Origin of the sequence: Sphingomonas sp. HITSZ_GF (genome assembly GCF_029543155.1) — a bacterium.
In the GTDB taxonomy this organism is placed as follows: domain Bacteria; phylum Pseudomonadota; class Alphaproteobacteria; order Sphingomonadales; family Sphingomonadaceae; genus Sphingomonas.
In genome coordinates this window covers 149,946-171,202 of sequence record NZ_JARQXA010000005.1, presented here as the reverse complement: position 1 = coordinate 171,202, position 21,257 = coordinate 149,946, and the positions used below count along the sequence as shown (strand labels likewise).

The 21,257-nt window shown below is 68.1% G+C and carries 18 protein-coding genes; 15 read left to right on the top strand and 3 right to left on the bottom strand.

Features of this window, described 5'->3' with window-relative positions:
* The first annotated feature begins 94 nt into the window (after positions 1–94).
* The 10 genes from P6144_RS15030 (at position 95) to P6144_RS14985 (ending at position 10,779) form a co-directional block, all read left to right on the top strand.
* Complete coding sequence (locus tag P6144_RS15030; protein ID WP_277768613.1) at positions 95–928, top strand: ABC transporter substrate-binding protein; 834 nt, start codon at positions 95–97, stop codon at positions 926–928.
* Complete coding sequence (locus P6144_RS15025; RefSeq protein ID WP_277768612.1) at positions 925–1,896, top strand: iron ABC transporter permease; 972 nt, start codon at positions 925–927, stop codon at positions 1,894–1,896. The genes P6144_RS15030 and P6144_RS15025 overlap by 4 nt, the downstream gene beginning before the upstream one ends.
* A complete protein-coding gene (locus P6144_RS15020; RefSeq protein WP_277768611.1) occupies positions 1,887–2,675 on the top strand; it encodes an ABC transporter ATP-binding protein in 789 nt (262 codons plus the stop codon). Before P6144_RS15025 ends, P6144_RS15020 begins: the two co-directional genes overlap by 10 nt.
* 95 nt (positions 2,676–2,770) lie before the next feature.
* A complete protein-coding gene (locus P6144_RS15015) occupies positions 2,771–4,267 on the top strand; it encodes a CoA-acylating methylmalonate-semialdehyde dehydrogenase (RefSeq protein WP_277768610.1) in 1,497 nt (498 codons plus the stop codon).
* 127 nt (positions 4,268–4,394) lie between these two features.
* The gene (locus P6144_RS15010) at positions 4,395–5,366 is read left to right on the top strand and encodes a polysaccharide deacetylase family protein (protein WP_277768609.1); all 972 of its coding nucleotides are present in this window, start codon (positions 4,395–4,397) and stop codon (positions 5,364–5,366) included.
* A gap of 148 nt (positions 5,367–5,514) precedes the next feature.
* Positions 5,515–6,660: an acyl-CoA dehydrogenase family protein gene (locus P6144_RS15005; RefSeq protein ID WP_277768608.1), complete on the top strand. Its 1,146-nt coding sequence runs from the start codon at positions 5,515–5,517 to the stop codon at positions 6,658–6,660.
* Positions 6,661–6,803: 143 nt separating this feature from the next.
* Positions 6,804–7,847 (top strand): enoyl-CoA hydratase/isomerase family protein, encoded by a 1,044-nt coding sequence (locus tag P6144_RS15000; protein WP_277768607.1) that lies wholly within the window; start codon positions 6,804–6,806, stop codon positions 7,845–7,847.
* Between the two features lie 84 nt (positions 7,848–7,931).
* Positions 7,932–8,708, top strand: coding sequence for an enoyl-CoA hydratase (locus P6144_RS14995; protein WP_277768606.1), 777 nt, complete (start codon positions 7,932–7,934; stop codon positions 8,706–8,708).
* Between the two features lie 126 nt (positions 8,709–8,834).
* Positions 8,835–9,710: a 3-hydroxyisobutyrate dehydrogenase gene (mmsB, locus tag P6144_RS14990; RefSeq protein ID WP_277768605.1), complete on the top strand. Its 876-nt coding sequence runs from the start codon at positions 8,835–8,837 to the stop codon at positions 9,708–9,710.
* 133 nt (positions 9,711–9,843) lie between these two features.
* On the top strand, positions 9,844–10,779 hold the full coding sequence (locus P6144_RS14985; RefSeq protein WP_277768604.1) for a right-handed parallel beta-helix repeat-containing protein: 936 nt from the start codon (positions 9,844–9,846) through the stop codon (positions 10,777–10,779).
* Positions 10,780–10,822: 43 nt separating this feature from the next.
* On the opposite strand, the gene P6144_RS14980 is transcribed toward P6144_RS14985, so the two are convergent.
* Positions 10,823–12,478: an alkaline phosphatase family protein gene (locus tag P6144_RS14980; protein WP_277768603.1), complete on the bottom strand. Its 1,656-nt coding sequence runs from the start codon at positions 12,476–12,478 to the stop codon at positions 10,823–10,825.
* Between the two features lie 80 nt (positions 12,479–12,558).
* Between P6144_RS14980 and P6144_RS14975 the strand changes: the two genes are divergently transcribed.
* From P6144_RS14975 to P6144_RS14955, 5 genes are all read left to right on the top strand, one after another.
* Entirely contained in the window at positions 12,559–14,577 is a 2,019-nt protein-coding gene (locus tag P6144_RS14975; protein ID WP_277768602.1) for a protein-disulfide reductase DsbD domain-containing protein, read from the top strand.
* A 26-nt stretch (positions 14,578–14,603) separates the two neighbouring features.
* Positions 14,604–15,218: a redoxin domain-containing protein gene (locus tag P6144_RS14970; RefSeq protein WP_277768601.1), complete on the top strand. Its 615-nt coding sequence runs from the start codon at positions 14,604–14,606 to the stop codon at positions 15,216–15,218.
* A gap of 83 nt (positions 15,219–15,301) precedes the next feature.
* The gene (locus tag P6144_RS14965) at positions 15,302–16,738 is read left to right on the top strand and encodes a circularly permuted type 2 ATP-grasp protein (protein ID WP_277768600.1); all 1,437 of its coding nucleotides are present in this window, start codon (positions 15,302–15,304) and stop codon (positions 16,736–16,738) included.
* A gap of 145 nt (positions 16,739–16,883) precedes the next feature.
* The gene (locus P6144_RS14960) at positions 16,884–17,819 is read left to right on the top strand and encodes an alpha-E domain-containing protein (RefSeq protein ID WP_277768930.1); all 936 of its coding nucleotides are present in this window, start codon (positions 16,884–16,886) and stop codon (positions 17,817–17,819) included.
* Entirely contained in the window at positions 17,819–18,631 is an 813-nt protein-coding gene (locus tag P6144_RS14955) for a transglutaminase family protein (protein ID WP_277768599.1), read from the top strand. The genes P6144_RS14960 and P6144_RS14955 overlap by 1 nt, the downstream gene beginning before the upstream one ends.
* Positions 18,632–18,740: 109 nt before the next feature.
* Here P6144_RS14955 and P6144_RS14950 read toward each other — a convergent pair whose 3' ends face one another.
* The gene (locus P6144_RS14950; RefSeq protein ID WP_277768598.1) at positions 18,741–19,526 is read right to left on the bottom strand and encodes an arginyltransferase; all 786 of its coding nucleotides are present in this window, start codon (positions 19,524–19,526) and stop codon (positions 18,741–18,743) included.
* Between the two features lie 422 nt (positions 19,527–19,948).
* On the bottom strand, positions 19,949–21,193 hold the full coding sequence (locus P6144_RS14945) for a threonine ammonia-lyase (protein WP_277768597.1): 1,245 nt from the start codon (positions 21,191–21,193) through the stop codon (positions 19,949–19,951).
* Between the last annotated feature and the right edge of the window lie 64 nt (positions 21,194–21,257).

Sequence of the window (21,257 nt, the reverse complement as noted above, 5' to 3'; positions counted from 1 at the left end):
AGCCCAGCGTTACAGTACCGAGACAAAGCGCATTTTTTCGCGGGTTGCGGACGATTCTTCGCGCAAATCGGGCGGCGCGGTGTAACGAGCGGGCATGCGGGGCCGAAGCGCATTCCTGTTCGCCTGTGGCGCGATGCTCGCCGGCTGCGCGCCTGCGCCCGGCGGGGGTGGCGGCATCGTCTCCACCAATCCCTGCGCCGATGCGATGCTGGTCGAGCTGGTGCCGCGCGATCGCATCGCCGCGATCAGCCATTATTCGCAGGATCCCGGCGCCACTTCGATCCCGCTCGATCTCGCCAGCCGCTTCCGCGGCACGCGCGGCACGGCGGAGGAAGTCGTGGCGATGCGGCCCGATCTGGTGATCGCCAGCAGCTTCACCGCGCCTGCCACGCGCGCCGCCTATGCCCGTGCCGGGCTCCGGACGCTCTATCTCGATTCGCCGCTGACGATCGAGGCGAGCAAGGCGCAGGTGACCGAGCTTGCCGCTGCGCTGGGCGTGCCCGAAAAGGGGCGGGCGATGAACGCGCGCATCGATCGTGCCGTCGCCGCCGCGGCCGCGAGCGGCCCGCCAGTGCCCGCGCTGGTATGGATCGGCGGCAACATGGTTTCGGGGGAGGGCAATCTGCTCGACGAGATGCTGCGCCGCGCCGGCTTTTCGAACCAGGCGGCGCATTACGGGCTCCAGTTCACCGGCACCTTGCCCGCCGAGCGGATCGTCGCCGATCCGCCGCGGGTGATGCTGGTGCCCGACGGGCAGGGCCGCGACTCCGCCAGCCGCGCCGCCGAGCTGCGCCGCCGCGCGCTCGCGCATGCCAGGGGCCGGGTGAGCGAGGCGGCGTTTCCGCGCTCGCTGGTCAATTGCGGCGGCCCGGTGATCGCCGGCGCGATGACCCGGCTGGCCCAGATCCGCCGCGCGGTGGCGCAGTGAAGCGGCTCCCGCTCCTCGCCGGGCTCGCCCTCCTGGTCGCACTGCTGTTCGTCGCCTCGCTGGCGGCGGGCAAGATATTCGTGCCGTTCATTGCCTGGTTCTCCGATGATCCGCGCTGGTGGATCGTCGCCGAGCTGCGGTTGCCGCGTGCGATCCTCGGCCTCGTCATCGGTGCCGGGCTGGGGCTCACCGGCGCGGTGCTGCAGGGCTATCTGCGCAACCCGCTAGCCGATCCCTCGGTCCTTGGCGTCTCGTCGAGCGCGGCGCTCGGCGCCGTCGCCGCGATCGTGCTGTTCGCCGCCAGCGCGCCGCTCGCCATCTTCGGCGCGGCGATGCTCGCCGCCGGCGGATCGATGCTGCTCCTCGCCGCGCTCGCCTGGCGGTCGCAGAGCGCGGTAACCTTCGTGCTGGCCGGCACCGTGCTCGCCAGCCTGGGCGGCGCGCTCACCGCTTTCCTGATCTCGATCGCGCCCAATCCCTATGCCACGGCCGAGATCATCGACTGGATCATGGGCTCGCTCACCGATCGCAGCTTTGCCGAGGTGCAGCTCGCCGTGCCGTTCATCCTCGCCGGCGGCGTGCTGCTCCTCTTCACCGGCCGCGCGCTCGATGCACTGACACTGGGCGAGGACGCCGCGCGCTCGCTCGGCCTGCGCCTCGAGCGCACCCAGGCACTGGTGGTCGTCGGTGCCGGACTGGTGGTCGGCGCCAGCGTCGCGGTCACCGGCGTGGTCGGCTTTGTCGGGCTGATCGTCCCGCATCTGCTGCGCCCGCTGGTCGGCGCCAGGCCCTCGGCGCTGCTGCTCCCCAGCGCGCTCGGCGGCGCGGCGCTGGTGCTGGCGGCGGACAGCCTGGTCCGCCTCGCCCCCGGCGCCTCGGAGATCCGCCTCGGCGTCGCCATGGCGCTGATCGGCACGCCCTTCTTCTTCGGGCTGCTCCTCAAGCTTCGGCGGTCGGCATGGATCTGAGCATCGAGAACCTCGCCGTCAGCCTGGGCAACCGCAAGGTGCTGCACGGCATCGGTGCGCTGTTCCGCCCCGGCAAGGTCACGGCGATCCTCGGCCCCAACGGCTCGGGCAAGTCGACCCTGGTGCGCGCGATCGCCGGCCTCGCCGATGCCGATGCCGGCTTCGTCCGGCTCGGCGGGCGGCTGGTCGGCCGGCTCGATCCGCGCGAGCGCGCCCGCGCGATCGGCTATCTGCCGCAGGACGCGTCGGTGCACTGGAACGTCACTGCCGAGGCGCTGGTCGCGCTCGGCCGCCTGCCGCACCGCTCGCCCTTTGCGGGCATGTCGGCAGCGGATGCGGAAGCCGTGACGCGCGCGATGGAGGCGACCGACACGCTGGACTTCACCGGTCGCCCGGTCGCCGAGCTTTCCGGGGGCGAGCGCGCCCGCGTGCTGCTCGCCCGCGTGCTCGCCGGCCAGCCGCAATGGCTGCTCGCCGACGAGCCGCTCGCCGCGCTCGATCCCGCGCACCAGCTCGGCCTGCTCGATCGGCTGCGCGGCCTTGCCCAGGACGGCATGGGCGTGGTGATCGTGCTCCACGACCTCGTCCAGGCCGCGCGCGCGGCGGACGAGGTGCTGCTGCTGCGCGAGGGCCGGGTGGTCGCCTTCGGCCCGGCGCGCGAGGCGCTCGCGCATCAGCCGCTGCGCGAGGCGTTCGGAATCGAGGTAATGGTGATCGGCGATGACCAGGGCCGCCTGCTGCCGGTGCCGATCGGCCGGTCCGCTCCGCCGGCGGGGTGAAACCCGGGCGCGTGACAGCGACCGTTTCTTATGTCACTGCGTAATTAAATTACACAGTGAGTCGGGTCGCCAGAGCCCGAAGCAGGAGATCAGCGGTGCGTATCATCGACCATGTCATCGTCGGCCACACTGGCGGCGCGGGTGCCCGGACGGGCGAGGTGTTCAACCCGAACACCGGCCAGGTCCAGGCCCAGGTCCAGCTCGGCACCCAGGCAGAGCTCGACAAGGCGATCGCCGCCGCCCAGGCCGCGCAGCCCGGCTGGGCCGCGACCAACCCGCAGCGCCGCGCCCGCGTGATGTTCGCGTTCAAGGCGCTGGTAGAAAAGAACATGGATGAGCTCGCGCACCTGCTCTCGTCCGAGCATGGCAAGGTGATCGCCGACGCCAAGGGCGACATCCAGCGCGGGCTCGAGGTGATCGAGTTCGCCTGCGGTATCCCCCATGTGCTGAAGGGCGAATATACCCAGGGCGCGGGCCCCGGCATCGACGTCTATTCGATGCGCCAGCCGCTCGGCATCGGCGCGGGCATCACGCCGTTCAACTTTCCCGCGATGATCCCGATGTGGATGTTCGGTGTCGCCATCGCCTGCGGCAACGCCTTCATCCTCAAGCCGTCGGAGCGCGATCCCAGCGTCCCCGTCCGCCTCGCCGAGCTGATGCTCGAGGCCGGCGCGCCCGAGGGTATCCTCCAGGTCGTGCACGGCGACAAGGAAATGGTCGACGCGATCCTCGACCACCCGGCGATTGCCGCCGTGAGCTTTGTCGGTTCGTCCGACATCGCGCATTATGTCTATCGCCGCGGCGTCGAGGCCGGGAAGCGCGTCCAGGCGATGGGCGGCGCCAAGAACCACGGCATCGTCATGCCCGATGCCGATCTCGATCAGGTCGTCGCCGATCTCTCGGGCGCCGCCTTCGGCTCGGCCGGCGAGCGCTGCATGGCGCTCCCCGTGGTCGTCCCCGTCGGCGACAAGACCGCCGATGCCCTGCGCGAGAAACTGATCCCGGCGATCGAGGCGCTGCGGGTCGGCGTCTCCACCGATGCCGAGGCGCATTACGGCCCGGTCGTGAACGCCGCGCACAAGCAGCGTGTCGAGAACTGGATCCAGACCGGCGTCGACGAAGGCGCCGAGCTGGTGGTCGATGGCCGCGGCTTCCAGCTCCAGGGCCATGAGCAGGGCTTCTTCATCGGACCGTCGCTGTTCGACCGCGTCACGCCGGACATGCAGGCGTACAAGGAAGAGATTTTCGGCCCCGTCCTCCAGATCGTCCGCGCCCCCGATTTCGAGACCGCGCTCAAGCTGCCGAGCGACCACCAGTATGGCAACGGCGTCGCCATCTTCACGCGCAACGGCCATGCCGCGCGCGAGTTCGCGGCGCGCGTCAATGTCGGCATGGTCGGCATCAACGTGCCGATCCCGGTGCCGGTCGCCTATCACACCTTCGGCGGCTGGAAGCGCTCGGCATTCGGCGACACCAACCAGCACGGCATGGAAGGCGTGAAGTTCTGGACCAAGGTCAAGACGATCACCCAGCGCTGGCCCGACGGCGGCGCCTCGGGCGACAGCGCCTTCGTCATCCCGACGATGGGGTAGTTCTCTCCCCTCCCTGGTGAAGGGAGGGGCCGGGGGTGGGTGGGCCTCCCCAAGCCGTTCCGCTCGTGGACAGCAACCCACCCCTAAGCCCCTCCCTTCCAGGGAGGGGAACGGGTATTGGGAAACGATGATCCGTCTCTTTCTCTTCATCGGCGCGTTGATGCTCGTGGTGCGGGCAGATCCGGTGTCGAACGCCGGGGCGCAGCCGGTGCAGGCCGCCGCCAAGCGCATTGCCTTCAGCTTCGACGATGTGCCGCGCGGTGCCGGTGCCTTCCTCAGCGAGGACGAGCGCACGGCCAAGCTGATCGCGGTGCTGCGTTCGCGCGGGGTGAGCCAGGTCGCCCTGTTCCTCAATCCCGGCCGGATCGACAATGGCGCCGCCGGGCGGGCGGCGATGGCGCGCATCCATGCCTATGTCGCGGCGGGCTACGTCCTCGCCAACCATACCTGGCTGCACCCGCACCTCTCCAAGGTCAGCACCGAGGAGTTCCTCGATCAGGTCGACAAGGCCGAGGCCTGGCTGGTCAGGCAGCCCAATCACCGCCCCTGGCTGCGCTTCCCGTTCCTCGACGAAGGCGGGCCGGACAAGGCGAAGGTCGCCGCGATCCGCGCCGGGCTGGCCGCACGCGGCATCCGCAACGGCCATGTCACTGCCGAGGCCTCGGACTGGAACATCGAGGGGCTGGCGATCGCCGCGAAGAAGGCGGGCAAGCCCATCGACATGCAAGGGTTGCGCGACCTCTATGTCGAGAGCCATCTCCAGGCCGCCGACTTCGCCGACGATCTGGCGGTCAAGACGATCGGCCGTTCGCCCGCGCACGTCATGCTGCTGCACGAGACCGACATTGCTGCTTTGTTCATCGGGGACCTGATCGACGCCTTGCGCAAGGACGGATGGGAGATCATCACCCCCGATCTCGCCTATGCCGATCCGATCTATCAGGCGATGCCGATGGTCCCCTGGACCAACGGCACGCTCACCGAGCAGATGGCCTGGGAAAAGAAAGTGCCGCCGCCGCGCTATTACGACCGCAACGACCTGAAGATCGCCAACCCGCTCTTCGCCGAGCGGGTGCTGCACGAGAAAGCCGGCGAGTGATGGTCCTGGCTCGGATCCCTTCCATTTTCCCCGGCGAAGGCCGGGGCCCAGCCCCTTTAGAGAACACGCGCGGTAGCGCGTCTTCGCCGCGCACGCCGAGTCTGGACCCCGGCCTGCGCCGGGGAAAAGCTTGCCTTAGGACTTTGACATGACCACCCAGTTCGACCTTACCGACGACCAGATTGCCATCCAGGAGATGGCGCAGAAATTCACTGCCGATGCGATCACGCCGTTCGCGGCAGAATGGGACGAGAAGCACATCTTCCCGCGCGACACGATCCGCGCGGCGGCGGAGCTGGGCTTCGCCTCGATCTATGTCTCGGAGGAGAGCGGCGGCATCGGCCTCGGCCGGCTCGAGGCGGCGCTGATCATGGAGGCGATGGCCTATGGCTGCCCGTCGACCAGCGCCTTCATCTCGATCCACAACATGGCGAGCTGGATGATCGACACCTTCGGCTCGCAGGCGGTGAAGGACAAATATCTTCCCTCGCTGATCACGATGGAGCGGATGGCGAGCTATTGCCTCACCGAGCCGAGCTCGGGCTCCGACGCCGCGGCGCTCAAGACCAGGGCAGTGCTGGACGGCGATCACTATGTCGTCAACGGCTCGAAGCAGTTCATCTCGGGCGCGGGCGAGAACGAGATCTACGTCACGATGGTGCGCACCGGCGAGGAGGGGCCAAAGGGCATCTCGTGCCTGGTGATCGAGAAGGACATGCCGGGCGTCAGCTTCGGCGCGAACGAGCGCAAGCTCGGCTGGCATTCGCAGCCGACGCGCCAGGTGACCTTCGACAATGTCCGCGTGCCGGTCGGGAACCGTATCGGCGGCGAAGGCGAGGGCTTCCGTTTCGCGATGATGGGCCTCGACGGTGGCCGCCTCAACATCGGCGCCTGCTCGCTTGGCGGTGCCCAGCGCTGCCTCGACGAAGCCGTGAAGTACACCAAGGACCGCCAGCAGTTCGGCCGTCCGATCGCCGATTTCCAGAACACCCAGTTCGTCCTTGCCGACATGGCGACCGAGCTGGAGGCTGCCCGCGCGTTGCTCTATCTCGCTGCGGCCAAGGTCACTGCCGGTGCGCCCGACAAGACCAAGTTCGCCGCAATGGCCAAGCGCTTCGCAACCGACACCGGCAGCTCGGTCGTCGACCGCGCGCTCCAGCTGCACGGCGGCTATGGCTATCTGATGGACTATCCGATCGAACGCTTCTGGCGCGACCTGCGCGTCCACTCGATCCTCGAGGGCACCAACCAGGTGATGCGGATGATCGTCGGCCGCGAGCTGACGCGCCAGTGAGCACACTCCGTCATCCCGGCTTTCGCCTGGATGACGATGTGCTTTCCTACACGCCGATGATCCGCCATAACCGATAAGAACATAGTGGGAACAAATTTCGCTTTTTCTTTCCCTCACAAGCGCGAGTTTCGAGAAATTTGAGCATGACGAGTGAAGTTCTGATCCAGGTCGAAGGCAAGGCAGGCCGCATCCGGCTGAACCGGCCCAAGGCGATCCATGCGCTCAACACCGGCATGTGCCGGGCGATGCTCGATGCGCTTACGGCATGGCGCGACGATCCCGCCGTGGAGATCGTGCTGATCGACCATGCCGAGGGTCGCGGCTTCTGCGCCGGTGGCGACATCCGCATGATCGCCGAGAGCGGCGCGGGGGACGGCAGCCTGGCGCGCGACTTCTTCCGCGTGGAGTACCAGCTCAACCACGCGCTGTTCACGTACGAGAAGCCGGTGGTCGCCTTCATGGACGGCATCACCATGGGCGGCGGCGTCGGCATCTCGCAGCCGGCGAAATTCCGAGTGGCGACCGAGAACGCCAAATTCGCCATGCCCGAGACCGGCATCGGCCTGTTCCCCGATGTCGGCGGCGGCCGGTATCTGTCGCGGCTGCCGGGGCGGATGGGCGAGTATCTCGCGCTGACCGGGCATCGGCTCGACGGTGCCGAATGCCTCGCGCTCGGCCTCGCCAGTCACTTCGTGCCGGCCGAGGCGCTGGAAGACGCCAAGACGCGGATCGCCGCCGATCCCGCGGCGGTCGAAGCAGTGCTGGCCGACCTGTCGGCTCCCGCACCCGAACCGCGCATCGCCGCGCACCGCGCCGAGATCGACCGGCTCTTCGCTGCGGACACTGTCGAGGGCGTGATCGCCGCGCTCGAAGCCGATGGCGGCGAATGGGCACAGAAGCAGCTCGCCACGCTGCGCACCAAATCGCCCCAGTCGATGAAGGTTTCGCTCCGTCTCGTCCGCGAAGGTCGCGCCAAGGCCAGCTTCGCCGAGGAGATGGCGCAGGAATACGCCATCGGCAGCCGCGTCGCGCAGAGCCATGACTTCATCGAGGGCGTCCGGGCGCTGATCGTCGACAAGGACAATGCGCCGCAATGGAAGCCCGCTACGCTCGAGGGCGTGACCGACGCGACGATCGACGCGATCTTCGCGCCGCTGCCGGAAGGCGAGGCATGGGCTCCCCTCTGATCGTCATCCCCGCGAAGGCGGGGATCCATTATCACTGGCGGGAAGAATGGATTCCCGCCTTCGCGGGAATGACGGAGTAGCAAAGTGGCCAATTACGAAACCATCCTCGTCGAGCAGCGCGGCGCCGCCACGCTGGTCACGCTGAACCGCCCCCAGGCGCTCAACGCGCTCAACAGCCAGATCCTCTCCGAGCTGCTCGACGCGATGAAGGCGTTCGATGCCGATCCCACGCAAGGCTGCGCGGTGATCACCGGCAGCGAGAAGGCGTTCGCGGCGGGTGCCGACATCAAGGAGATGCAGGCCCAGGGCTTTGCCGACATGTACGGCCATGACTTCTTCGCCGGCTGGGACGTGTTCACGCGCACCCGCAAGCCGATCATCGCCGCAGTCTCGGGCTATGCGCTCGGCGGCGGCTGCGAGCTGGCGATGATGTGCGACTTCATCCTGGCGGGTGACAGTGCCAAGTTCGGCCAACCCGAGATCAAGCTCGCCGTTTCGCCCGGCATGGGCGGCTCGCAGCGGCTCACCCGCGCCGTCGGCAAGGCCAAGGCGATGGAAATGTGCCTCACCGGCCGGATGATGGACGCAGCAGAGGCCGAGCGCGCCGGGCTGGTCAGCCGCATCCTCCCCGCTGCCGAGCTGGTCGAGGAAGCGGTGAAGACCGCGCAGCTGATCGCCGGCATGGCGCCGCTCGCGGTGCTGGCGAACAAGGAGATGGTCAACGCCGCCTTCGAGACCAGCCTCGCCCAGGGCGTCGCCTTCGAGCGCCGGCTGTTCCACGCGCTGTTCGGCACCGCCGACCAGAAGGAAGGCATGGCGGCGTTCGTCGAGAAGCGCCCGGGGAACTGGACGGGGAAGTAAGGGCTATAGTCGTCACCCGGAATATAGTCGTCATCCCGGCGAAAGCCGGGATCTCATGCGGTGGCGCGATACGGCCTGAGACCCCGGCTTTCGCCGGGGTGACGGTAGAAGAGAGGATTACGGAACGTGGCACGCGTAGCATTTATCGGCCTGGGCAATATGGGCGGCGGCATGGCCGCGAACCTGGCCAAGGCGGGGCATGACGTCCGCGCCTTCGACCTGAGCCAGGATGCGCTCGACAAGGCGAAGGCCGCCGGCTGCCTGCCCGCCGCCAGCGCCGCCGAGGCGGTGGACGGGGCCGAAGCGGTCATCACGATGCTGCCTGCCGGCAAGCATGTCGAGGCGACCTATACCGACGTGCTGCTCGACCATGCCTCGCCCGGCGCGATCCTGATCGATTGCTCGACGATTGATGTCGACACCGCCCGCCGCGTCGCCGAGGCGGCGACCGGGCGCGGGCTGATGGCGGTCGACGCCCCCGTCTCGGGCGGCATCGGCGCGGCCAATGCCGGCACGCTCACCTTCATGGTCGGCGGCACCGAACAGGCGTTCGGCCGGGCCGAGCCTTTCCTGGCGGACATGGGCAAGGCAGTGATCCATGCCGGCGCCAGCGGCGCGGGGCAGGGCGCCAAGATCTGCAACAACATGATCCTCGGCGCGACGATGATCGCCACCTGCGAGGCGTTCGCGCTCGCCGAGAAGCTCGGGCTCGACGCCCAGCGCTTCTACGACATCGCCTCGGTCAGCTCGGGGCAGAGCTGGTCGATGACGAGCTATTGCCCGGTCCCTGGCGTCGGCCCCGAAAGCCCGGCCGATCGCGACTATCAGGGCGGGTTCGCCGCGCCGCTGATGCTCAAGGACTTGAAGCTGGCGTTGGAGGCGGCGGCGAGCGTCGGCGCGAACGTGCCGATGGGAACGCGCGCGGAGGAATTCTACCAGGCGTTCGTCGACGGCGAAGGCGCCGGGCTCGATTTCTCGGGCATCATCAAGACGCTCAAATAACCGTCATCCCGGCGAAAGCCGGGATCTCGTGCGGCTCTTTTCCCGCGCCATCGCCTGAGATCCCGGCTTTCGCCGGGATGACGGATTTTGGGGGATGACGAGAATTTAACCGGGCCGGCGCATACCCCCTCACATGCGTCTGCCGATCCTCGCCGCCCTGGTGCTCGCCGCGCCCGTCTCCGCCCAGCAGCAGCGGAGCGCGCCCTTCGTCATCGCCGAGACCGGCCAGGGCTTCGCGCATCTCGACGATGCAGTGAACGCCGTGCGCGACGGCACCGCGACGATCCTGATCGCGCCCGGCACCTACCGCGAATGCACGGTGCAGACCGGTGGCAAGATCACCTTCAAGGCGGTCCAGCCCGGCACGGCGATCTTCGAGGGGCAGGTCTGCGAGGAAAAGGCCGCCTTTGTGCTGCGCGGGCGCGGCTCGGCGGTGGACGGCGTGGTCTTCCGCGGCTTCGCCGTGCCCGACGGCAACGGCGCCGGCATCCGCATCGAGATGGGCGACCTCACCGTCACCAATTCGATGTTCCTCGACAGCCAGGAAGGCATTCTCGGCGGCGGGCACGAGACGGTGCGCCGGATCACCATCGATCACACCACCTTCGCCGGCCTCGGCCAGTGCGAGACCGAGAATTGCAGCCACTCGATCTATCTCGCGGTCGATGGCGACGTCATCGTCACCAATTCGCGCTTCGAGCGCGGCACCGGCGGCCATTACGTCAAGCTGCGCGCCCGCCGGGTGACGATCACCAACAACAGCTTCGACGATTCGAAGGGCAGCAAGACCAACTACATGATCGACCTGAGCGAAGGCGGCACCGGGCTGATCGCCGGCAACACCTTCGTCCAGGGGCCGCGCAAGGAGAACAGCTCGGGGCTGATCGTGGTCGCGGCGGAAGGCCGCACCTATTCCTCGGCGGGCCTGCGCATCGAGGGCAACACCGCCACGCTGGCACCCGGCGCGCCGCCGAGCCCGGCCTTCGTCGCCGATTTCACCGGCCAGGTCGGCCCGCTCGGCCAGAACGACCTTGGCCCCGGCATCCGCATCTTCGAGCGGCGGCGGTAGAACCAATCTAGCCCCTCCCCTCCAGGGGAGGGGCTTCAGGGGCTTACTTGCAGGTGTCGCCCGCACCCGCATCGAGATCGAGGCAGCGGCCGTCGATCTCCACGGGCACCGGGACATGGATCAGCGCGGCGAGCGTCGGCGCGATGTCCACCGTCTCCACCGACAGCGGCTGCTCGAACCCGGTCATGCCCTTGCGCCAGAACAGGATCGGCACGCGGCGGTCATAGTCCCAGAAGCTGCCATGGGTGGCGACGCTGCTCGGGCTGCCGACCTGGATCGGCGTGATCCGCGGCTTCAGCGCGACGATCAGGTCGCCCGAGCGCTGCGGATCATAGGACGCGCGGGCGCGCTCCAGCAGCGACCAGGTTTCGGGCGGCGTATGCACGATCGGAGTCGCCGCCACCTGGGCCCGAGTGAACACGGCCTGGACCTGCGGATTGGCGGCGTAGAGCTTCAGCGCCTCGGCCTGCACGGCGGCGCGCTGCGCCTTGGTGAGCTTCGGGTCGAGATAGACGTCGCCGAACGAGCCGCCGGTCAGCACCGGCCCGGCAATGCCCAGCTTGGCGGCGATCACCTTGCTGATCGCGCTTGCGGTCACGTCCTTGGTGATCCGCTCCGCCGTCGGCGCGCCATGGTCGCGATTGCGCTCGGGCAGATCGTGCCCGCCATGATCGGCGGTGAGCACCACCGCATAGTCGACACCCGTCCGGTCGAGCACTGCGAACAGCTTGCCCAGCGTCTGGTCGAGCGAGAGCAGCTGCAGGCACATCTCGCTGCCCTCGGTGCCCTTGCCATGGCCGACATAGTCAGTCGCCGAGGCGCCGACGATCAGCAGATCGGTATGGCCCGACTGGCCGAGTTTCATGTCGGTGGCGAGCCCGGCGGCGGTCGCCAGGATCGATTCGTCGAACTCGGGCGAAGCACGGAAGGCGCTGGCATCGCCGGCGGCGCGGGCGAAGCGGCCATCGCCCACCGTGCGGCCGTTCCATAGCGGAATTGCGCGGCTGCGCGCCTGGCAGAAGGGCGTCAGCGGCAACGGCTCCTGCGCCTCGGCGATGCGCTGCGTCACATTGGCGTTCATCCGGGTGACCATCTCGGGCTCGGGGCGCCCGGCATAGGAGACGAAGCCCTTGCCGCCCCACCACCAGATTTCATCGGTCTTGTGGCCGCCCATCATCACTGCCGAGCGGTCCTTGCCCGAGACTGCGACCACGCGGCTCTGCGGGTCGGCGAGCTTCATCCACTCGCCGAGCGTCGGCACCTTCAGCTGCTTGTCGGAAACGGTGTAGTTGTTCGAGCTGCTGCCCGGCACGCTCGGATCCTCCGAGCAATAGACGGTCTTGTCCTCGCGGGCGACGCTGAAGTCGGTCCAGTCATTGGCGATGATGCCGGTTCGCGAGGGATGATCGCCGGTCAGGATCGTCGAATGGCCGGGGCAGGTCTCGGTCGCGGCGTGGCTCTGATAGCCCGAAGGGAAGACTGCGCCGGTGAGCAGCCGCGCGAAGCCCGAGGTGAACTGCGCGCGATATTCGGCGAAGAGATCGGCGCTGAACTGGTCGACCGAGATCACCACCACCAGCGACGGCGCGGCGCGCGGCGCCTCCGACGGCACGGTCTGCGCGGGCGCTGCCTGCTGGGCGGAAAGGGGCGTGGTGGCGAGCAGTGCCGCGACGGCTGCGAGCGGGCGGAACAGTTTCATGAGCGGGGATGACCTCCGGCGTGTGCAAATCCTGCCGTGCTGCTATTGGGCCAACAGCATTTCCACGGCAAGGACGCTCCATGGCGGCGGTTCGTTTCGGATTGATGGCGTTGCTGCTGTGCCTGTTTGCCGGCGCGGCGCGGGCACAGGCGCCGGGTGAGCAGCATGTCGACATTACCCTGGTCGCCGAGAGCGAACGCCCGGTGGCGGGCGGCGAGGTCACGCTGGCGCTCGCATCGGTGCCGGAAAAGGGCTGGCACGCCTATTGGCTCAATCCGGGCGATGCCGGGCTGCCGGCGCGCGCCGAATGGACTCTGCCCTCCGGCGCCAGCGTCGGCGAGATCCGCTATCCGGTGCCGCAGCGGCTGCTGATCGCCGGGCTGATGAACTATGTCTATGAAGCCCCCTTCGCGCCGCTGGTGACGCTGAAGGTGCCCGCTGGCGCCAGCGGCAATTTCCCGGTCAAAGTGCACCTCGACTATCTGGTCTGCACCGATGCGATCTGCGTTCCCGGCAAGGCGGACCTGTCGACGGTGCTCCAGGTGGGCGACGGCACGATCACCGCCGATCGCCGGGCTCAGTTCGATGCGTGGCGCGCGGCGCTGCCCCGGCCGCTCGGTGCCCAGGGCAGCTACCAGGTCGAGAACAAGGCGCTGCGCCTCGCCATTCCCTTCCCGGCAGCGGCGAAGGCTGAAGGCGAAGGTTATTTCTTTCCCGCGACGCACGGCGCCTTCGACTATGCCGCGCCCCAGAAGGTGACGCGCGACGGCGACCGGGTGCTGGTCGAGACCGGCGGCGTGAAGGCGGTCGGGCCGATCGAGGGGATGCTGGCGTTCGGCAAGCAAGGCTATTGGGTGAAGGCCCTGCCCGGCCCGGTGCCCGCGGCCAGAGCGGCGCCGGCCGCAGCGCCGTGGAGCGCCGCAGTGCTGGCGTTTTTCGGCGCGGTGCTCGGCGGGCTCATCCTCAACATCATGCCCTGCGTCTTCCCGATCCTCAGCCTCAAGGCGCTCAGCCTGGCCAAGGCCAATGCCGAGGGCGGCAGCCCGCGGGCCGAGGCGCTGGCCTATACCGCGGGCGTGATCGCCGTCTGCCTAGCGCTAGGCGGCACCTTGCTGGCGCTGCGAGCGGGCGGGGCGACGCTGGGCTGGGCCTTCCAGCTCCAGGATCCGCGCGTGATCCTGATCCTGCTGCTGCTCGTCGCCGGCATCGCCTTCAACCTGGCCGGGCTGTTCGAGCTGTCCGCGCCGGGCTTCGTCAACCGCGCAGCGTCCCGGGGCACCGGCGGCGCCTTCGCTACCGGCGCGCTGGCAGCGTTCGTCGCGACGCCGTGCACCGGGCCGTTCATGGCAGGTGCGCTCGGTGCTGCGCTGATCCTGCCCTGGCCCGCGGCGCTGGCAGTGTTCGGCGGGCTTGGCCTCGGCATCGCGTTGCCCTTCCTGTTGCTCGGCTTCGTGCCGCCGCTGCGGCGCCTGCTGCCCCGGCCGGGTGCCTGGATGGAGACGCTGCGCCGCATCCTCTCGGTGCCGATGTTCCTCACCGCGCTGGCGCTCGCCTGGGTGCTCGGCCAGCAGACCGGCGTCGCCGGGATGACGATCGGGCTCGGCGCCGCGCTGCTCGCCACGCTCGGCCTGTGGTGGACCGGGCTGCGCCAGCGCCGCGGCAAGGCATTGGCCTGGCTGCCCGCCGGCTTGCTGGTGCTGGCCGCTCTGGGTGCGATCGCCTGGCTCCGCGCCGCGCCGGCGGAAGCGAAGCAACCGTCCGGCGCGGAGAAGTTCAGCGAGGCACGGCTTGCCGAGCTCACCGCGCAGAACAAGCCCGTCTTCGCCTATTTCACCGCGGACTGGTGCCTCACCTGCAAGGTCAACGAAAATGCCGTGATCGAGACGGCGGCAGTCGAAAAGGCGTTCGCCGACAACCAGGTGACCGTGCTGGTCGGCGACTGGACCGATGGCGATCCCGCGCTCGGCCGCTTCATCGAGCGCCACAATCGTGCGGGCGTGCCGCTCTATCTGTGGTACAAGCCGGGCGAGGCCGAGCCGCGCGTGTTGCCCCAGGTGCTGACCCAGGCAATGCTGCAGGATCTCGCGGCCGGAAAATAGGGCGGGGGCCGAAGAGGAGCGCAACGATGAAGAATCGCATGCTTGCCGGGTTCGCAATTGCCGCCACGATGATCGCCGCGGCCCCGCTGATGGCCGAGCCCGAACTTGCCGCCACCGCCCCCAATTTCCGTGCCTTCGACATGCACGGCAGGGTGGTCGACCTCTCTGCCTATCGCGGCAAGACGGTCGTGCTCGAGTGGAACAATCCCGGCTGCCCCTATGTGAAGAAGCACTATGGCAGCGGCAACATGCAGAAGACCCAGGCGGCGGCCACCGCCCAGGGCGTCGTCTGGCTGACGATCAACTCGGGCGCGCCGGGCATGCAGGGCCATATGAGCGGCGCCGAGGCGCAGCAGTTCGTCGCCGGGGCAAAGGCGAAGCCCACCGCCTATCTGCTCGATCCCAAAGGGCTGGTCGGCAAGGGCTATGGCGCCAAGACGACGCCGCATCTCTACATCATCGATGGCAAGGGCCGGCTGGCGTACAAGGGCGGGATCGACGACAAGCCGAGCAGCGACGTCGCGGACATCGCCGGCGCGCGCAACCATGTCCTCGCCGCGCTCGCGGAAATGCGCGCGGGCAAGCCGGTGTCGGTGCCCGAGACGCGTCCCTATGGCTGCAGCGTCAAATACGCGAGCTGACGTCATAGCGGCTACCCCCTTGTGCGGCGCAACAAAGCGTTGCAGCATGGAACCTGTCGGTCTTTCCGGCACTTGGGAGGCGCATGGCGGCAAGCGGGGCGTTCGACGAAATCTGGGGGCATGGCGGGCCTGAAAACCCGCGCGCCGAATTTGCTGCGCTGTCCGAATGGCTGGCCGAAACCGATGCTGCGGAATTGCAGCGCCGCCAGCAATCCGCCGAGGCCGCGTTCCGCCAGCTCGGAATCACCTTCGCGGTCTATGGCGACAGCGACGCGGCGGAGCGGATCATCCCGTTCGACATCGTGCCGCGCGTGTTCCTCGCCGGCGAATGGGCGCGGCTTTCCGAAGGGCTGGTGCAGCGCGTCCAGGCGATCAACGCCTTTCTCGAGGATATCTACGGCGAGCGGCGGATCCTCAAGGAAGGGATCATCCCGCCCGAGCTGGTCTATCTCAACGAGCAGTTCCGGGCCGAGGTCGATGGTGTCCGGCCGCCGCACGGCGTCTGGGCGCATATCTGCGGCATCGACCTCGTCCGCACCGGGCCCGACCAGTTCTATGTGCTGGAGGACAATGCCCGCACGCCCTCCGGCGTTTCCTACATGCTCGAGAATCGCGAGGCGATGATCCGGCTCTGCCCCGAGCTGTTCCGCGATTTCCGCGTGGCGCCGGTGGATAGCTATCCGGACATGCTGCTGCGGACGATGCAGTCGGTCGCGCCGGGCAACAACCGCAAGCCGGTCTGCGTCGTGCTCACCCCGGGCCATTTCAACTCGGCCTATTACGAGCATAGCTTCCTGGCGGATTCGATGGGCGTCGAGTTGGTCGAGGCGGCCGACCTGGTGGTCGACGATGACGTCGTCTGGATGCAGACGATCGCGGGCCGTGTGAAGGTCGACGTGATCTATCGCCGCATCGACGACGATTTCCTCGATCCGCTGGTCTTCCGCCCCGATTCGATGCTCGGCGTGCCCGGCATCATGGCGGCGTACCGCGCCGGCAATGTCGCGATCCTCAACGCGCCGGGCAACGGCATCGCCGACGACAAGGCGATCTACAGCTACATGCCCGAGATCGTCCGCTTCTATTCGGGCGGCGAGGCCAAGCTGCCCAATGTCGAGACCTTCCGCTGCCGCGAGCCGGATGCGCTCAAATATGTCCTCGATAACCTCGCCGATCTGGTCGTGAAGCTGGTCGACGGCTCGGGCGGCTATGGCATGCTCGTCGGCCCGACCGCGACCAAGGCCCAGATCGAGGAGTTCCGCGCCGCGTTGATCGCCGAGCCGCATCGCTACATCGCCCAGCCGACGCTGGCGCTCTCCACGGTGCCCACGCTGGTCGATCAGGGCCTGGCCCCGCGCCATGTCGATTTCCGCCCCTTCGTGCTGACCGGCAGCGACGGCGTCCGCGTCGCGCCGGGCGGGCTCACCCGCGTGGCGCTGCGCGAAGGCTCGCTGGTGGTCAATTCCAGCCAGGGCGGCGGCACCAAGGACAGCTTCGTGCTGCTGGATGACGGGGCATGAAAAACTTCTTCCGTCACCCCCGCGAAAGCGGGGGCCCATCTCCCGGATGGGCATTGAATACCAACGGCTGTCTGGCGCGTGGCACGTGCACGAGATGGGTCCCCGCTTTCGCGGGGATGACGCAGCTGGAGTGCGCGTCATGCTGATGCTCTCCCGCACCGCTGCGGCGCTCTACTGGCTCGGCCGCTATCTCGAGCGCGCCGACTTCATCGCCCGTCTCGTCGAAGCGACGATCCGCCTTGATGCGCTCTCCGCCCGCCCGGCCGGCGAGGCGGCATGGCTGAGCGCGCTCGCCGTCACCTATACCGACGAGGCCTTCGCCCTGACCGGGCAGGAGATGACGCAGGCCAAGGTCGCGCGCTTCCTCACGCTCGACGACAGCCATCCCGGCTCGATCGTCCGCTGCCTCGACATGGCGCGCAACAATGCCCGCGCGGTGCGCACCGCGCTCACCCGCGAGGCGTGGACCGCGATCAACCGCGCCTGGCTGCTCTTCCAGAACCGCCAGTCGACCGGCGGCGCCACCGCCACGCTCAACCTGCTCGAGCAGGTCAAGGGCGAGACGCGCGGCTTCGAAGGCGCGATCCACCGGATGATGCGGAACGAGGCGACGCTGCTGATCCAGCTCGGCGCCGCAGTCGAGCGCGCGGACAACACCGCCCGGCTGGTCGACGTGAAGTATCATCTCCTGCTCCCCGCCGACGAGGAAGTGGGCGGCGTGGTCGACCGCGACCAGTGGAACACGATCCTGCAGACCGTCTCGGCAGTGAATGCCTATCGCTGGCTCTACAATGACGGGCTCCAGCCGGCGAACGTGATCGACCTGCTGATCAGCCGCGCCGAGCTGCCGCGCAGCCTGGCCGCATGCGTCGAGGAAGTCGTCGCGCTGCTCAATGCGCTGGCCAAGCGCACCGGGCTGCAGGGCGAGGCCGATCGCATGGCGCGTGCCCGCATGGCGCGGATGCAGAAGACCAAGACCCATGACGTGATCGTCTCCGGCCTGCACGAGCATCTCGAGGCGTTCGTCCGCGAGAATGCGATGCTCGACGGCGCGATCGCCCGGCAGTTCAGGTTCATCTGATGCGCATCGCCATCGAACATCGCACCCATTACCGGTTCAGCGAGCCCCAGGCCCGCATCGTCCAGATGCTGCGCCTCACGCCCAGCGACACGCAGGACCAGACGGTGGTGAGCTGGCTGGTCGGCGTCGATTGCGATGCCCGGCTGCGCGACGCGCATGACGGCTTCGGCAACATGGTGACGATGCTCTATGCCGAGGGGCCGATCGAGGAGCTCGAGATCACCGTCACCGGCGAGGTGCTCACCAGCGAATCGAGCGGGGTCGTCCGCGCTGCGCCCGAGCCGTTGCCGCCGCTCTTCTACCTGCGCACCACGCCGCGCACCAAGTCGAGTGACGCGCTGTTCGTCTTCGCCGCGGAAGGGATCGGGAGCAGCACCGACCGGCTCGAGCAGCTCCACAGCCTCAATGCCGGGCTGCGCCAGCGCTTCCCCTGCGTGCCCGATCTGCCCGATGCCGGCTGTACCGCGGCCAAGGCGTTCGAGGGCAGCCGCAAGGTCAGTTCGCGCGATGTCGCGCAGATATTCATCACCTGCGCGCGCGGCCTGATGGTGCCGGCGCGCTACGTCTCGGGCTACCGGGCGGAGGACGCCGCCCGCTCGGCGCCGCATGCCTGGGCAGAGGCCTGGGTCGAGGGACTGGGATGGGTCGGGTTCGATCCCTCGACCGGGATGAGCCCCGACGAGAGCTATGTCCGCGTTGCGATCGGCCTCGATGCGAGCAGCGCGGCTGCGACCGGTGGGATGCGGATCGGCCAGGGTGAGGAAGAGCTCGACGTCGATCTGCACGTCGATCAGCTGGGCGTAGAGGAATAGCCTGGACAGCAACCCATCATAGTTCCCCGGCGAAAGCCGGGGCCCAGGGTTTCTCTGCCGTATCGCTTGTGACCCTGGGCCCCGGCTTTCGCCGGGGAACAGGCTGGCCCTACGCCAGCACCGCCGCGCTCGCCGGCACCGGCATCGCGACTTCCAGGTCCTCGTCCTCCAGCACCGACCAGCCATTGGGGCCGAGCACTTCGATCGGGCGATAGCGCGTCTTGTACGCCATCCGCTCGCTGCCCTTCACCCAATAGCCCAGATAGACATAGGGCAGGCCCGCCGCGGTGCTGCGCAGGATGTGGTCCATGATGATGAAATTGCCCAGGCCCGGGCGGCTTTCGTCATCGGCCAGGAAGAAGCTGTAGATCATCGACAGGCCGTCCGCCTGCTGATCGGTGATGCAGGCGCCGACCAGCCGGCCGCGGACGCCGTCCACGCTCGGCTCGCGATATTCGATCACATAGGAGCTGACCGGCGACTGCTCGACCATGTCGGCATAATCGTTCTCGTCCATCGCCGCCATGCCGCCGCCCGGGTGGCGGGCGCTCAGATAGCGGTGGAGCAGCTGGAACTGCTCTTCGGTCGCCCAGGGCTTGCAGGCGGTGATCTCCAGGTCCGAATGGCGCTTGAGCAGCTTGCGCTGGCTGGCGTTCGGCCGGAACTCGCCGGCGACGACGCGAACCGAGACGCAGGCGGTGCAGCCCGCGCAGCTCGGCCGGTACGCGACCGACTGGCTGCGGCGAAAGCCGATGCGGCCCAGCGCGTCGTTCAACTCGCCGGCATGCTGGCCCGAAAGCTCGGTGAAGATCTTCCGCTCCTGCCGGCCCGGAAGATAGGGGCAGGGCGAGGGACTGGTGACGAAGAACCGCGGAAAACGGGAAAGTGCAGTCACCCCTGATGCCCCTTTGCTCTGGCCGTTACGCTCGGCCTGACGAGGCAGTTATGCGGTGGATCGCAAAGGATGAAAAGCGACTTTACCATGAAAGAGGGTTAACGATTCACCACTTCCCTGGAGAGCGTGGGCGTTAACCATCGGGCCGCGTAACACGCTGCCGGATAAGGAGAATTTGTCCTGTTGCGCCATCATATCGGACGCGACGAATCGTGTGAATCCAGCGACGACTCCATTCGTCGCGCGTGCGATTCGCTTCGTCGGGTTGGCGCAGAACAGAAGGAGTCCTGCGGAGTCGCGGGCCTTCCGCCATTCCGAAGCGGGATCGGTATGGCGGTTGGTTATGGAGTTGGATTTTGCCGGCGCCCGCTGGGGTGGAAACGGCTTTGGGCGTGTACTTCGTGTACTTTGGCCGTGCCGGATCAGGCCAGCTCGACCAGCTGCACTTCATACTGCGCCCGGCGCAGCGCCGTCATCAGCCGTTCGAGATGGTCGCGGTCGCGCGTCTCGCACTCCACGTCCAGGCTCAGGCCCTTGGCCGGCAGGTTGGTGAAGATGCGCTGGTGCGACAGCTCGAGGATGTTGACGGAGAGCTGGTCGAAGATCTGCGCCACCTTGTAGAGCGCGCCAGGCCGGTCCTGCAGGCGGATGCGCAGCCGCGCCATCCGGCCCGAGCGGGCCAGGTCGCGCAGCAGTACATAGGCGAGCAGGCGCGGATCGATATTGCCGCCGCACAGCACGATGCCCACGGTCTTGCCCTTGAAGCGGCCCGGCTCGGCGAGCAGCGCGGCCAGGCCGGCGGCGCCCGCGCCCTCGACCACGGTCTTCTCGATCTGAAGCAGCAGGCTCAGCGACTCTTCCAGCCGGCGCTCGCTGACCAGCACGATGTCGTCGACCAGCGCCTCGACCATGCCCGAGGTGATGCCGCCCGGCTCCTTCACTGCGATGCCTTCGGCCAGCGTGTCGCCGGCGCAGGGCATGTCGGTGTGGTGGATGCGGTTGTACATCGAGGGATAGAGCTCGGCCTGCACGCCGACCACTTCGATGTTGCGCCCCTCGGACTTGGCCACGGTCGAGCAGCCCGAGATCAGGCCGCCGCCGCCGATCGGGATGATCAGCGTGTCGATCTCCGGAACGTCCTCGAGCATCTCGAGCGCCACCGTGCCCTGGCCCGCGATGACGCGCGGATCGTCGAAGGGGTGAACGAAGGTGAAGCCTTGCTCGGCTTCCAGCTTGCGGCTGTGCGCATAGGCCGCGTCATAGGTCTCGCCTTCGAGGATCACGTTGGCGCCGTGGCCCTCGGTCTGGGTGACCTTCACGATCGGGGTGTTGCGCGGCATCACGATCGTGCTGGGGATGCCCAGCCGGTTGGCGTGATAGGCCAGGCCCTGCGCGTGGTTGCCTGCCGATGCCGCGATCACGCCCTTGGCGCGCGCCGCCTCGTCGAGCTGGAGCAGCGTGTTGAGCGCGCCGCGCTCCTTGTAGGCCGCGGTGAACTGGAGGTTCTCGAACTTGAGATAGACGGTGGCACCGGTCAGGTCCGACAGCGTCTTGCTCACCAGCGTCGGCGTCCGCACGATCTGGCCCGCAATGCGCGCCTGCGCCGCACGGACGTCGTCGATCGAAACGGGCTGCGGCGCATGCGCCGGGAGGGTCTTGGTGGCCATATCCCGCATCGCCTAGACCATCTGCGCCGCAGGGGAAACCACGCTTCTGCGGGGAAACCCATGT

What these genes read in the sequence shown, in the direction of transcription:
- P6144_RS15030 (WP_277768613.1), top strand. Translation starts at nt 95, where the DNA reads ATGCGGGGCCGAAGCGCATTCCTGTTCGCCTGTGGCGCGATGCTCGCC.
- P6144_RS15020 (WP_277768611.1), top strand. Translation starts at nt 1,887, where the DNA reads ATGGATCTGAGCATCGAGAACCTCGCCGTCAGCCTGGGCAACCGCAAG.
- P6144_RS15010 (WP_277768609.1), top strand. Translation starts at nt 4,395, where the DNA reads ATGATCCGTCTCTTTCTCTTCATCGGCGCGTTGATGCTCGTGGTGCGG.
- P6144_RS15005 (WP_277768608.1), top strand. Translation starts at nt 5,515, where the DNA reads ATGACCACCCAGTTCGACCTTACCGACGACCAGATTGCCATCCAGGAG.
- P6144_RS15000 (WP_277768607.1), top strand. Translation starts at nt 6,804, where the DNA reads ATGACGAGTGAAGTTCTGATCCAGGTCGAAGGCAAGGCAGGCCGCATC.
- P6144_RS14985 (WP_277768604.1), top strand. Translation starts at nt 9,844, where the DNA reads ATGCGTCTGCCGATCCTCGCCGCCCTGGTGCTCGCCGCGCCCGTCTCC.
- P6144_RS14980 (WP_277768603.1), bottom strand. Translation starts at nt 12,478, where the DNA reads ATGAAACTGTTCCGCCCGCTCGCAGCCGTCGCGGCACTGCTCGCCACC.
- P6144_RS14975 (WP_277768602.1), top strand. Translation starts at nt 12,559, where the DNA reads ATGGCGGCGGTTCGTTTCGGATTGATGGCGTTGCTGCTGTGCCTGTTT.
- P6144_RS14970 (WP_277768601.1), top strand. Translation starts at nt 14,604, where the DNA reads ATGAAGAATCGCATGCTTGCCGGGTTCGCAATTGCCGCCACGATGATC.
- P6144_RS14965 (WP_277768600.1), top strand. Translation starts at nt 15,302, where the DNA reads ATGGCGGCAAGCGGGGCGTTCGACGAAATCTGGGGGCATGGCGGGCCT.
- P6144_RS14960 (WP_277768930.1), top strand. Translation starts at nt 16,884, where the DNA reads ATGCTCTCCCGCACCGCTGCGGCGCTCTACTGGCTCGGCCGCTATCTC.
- P6144_RS14955 (WP_277768599.1), top strand. Translation starts at nt 17,819, where the DNA reads ATGCGCATCGCCATCGAACATCGCACCCATTACCGGTTCAGCGAGCCC.
- P6144_RS14945 (WP_277768597.1), bottom strand. Translation starts at nt 21,193, where the DNA reads ATGGCCACCAAGACCCTCCCGGCGCATGCGCCGCAGCCCGTTTCGATC.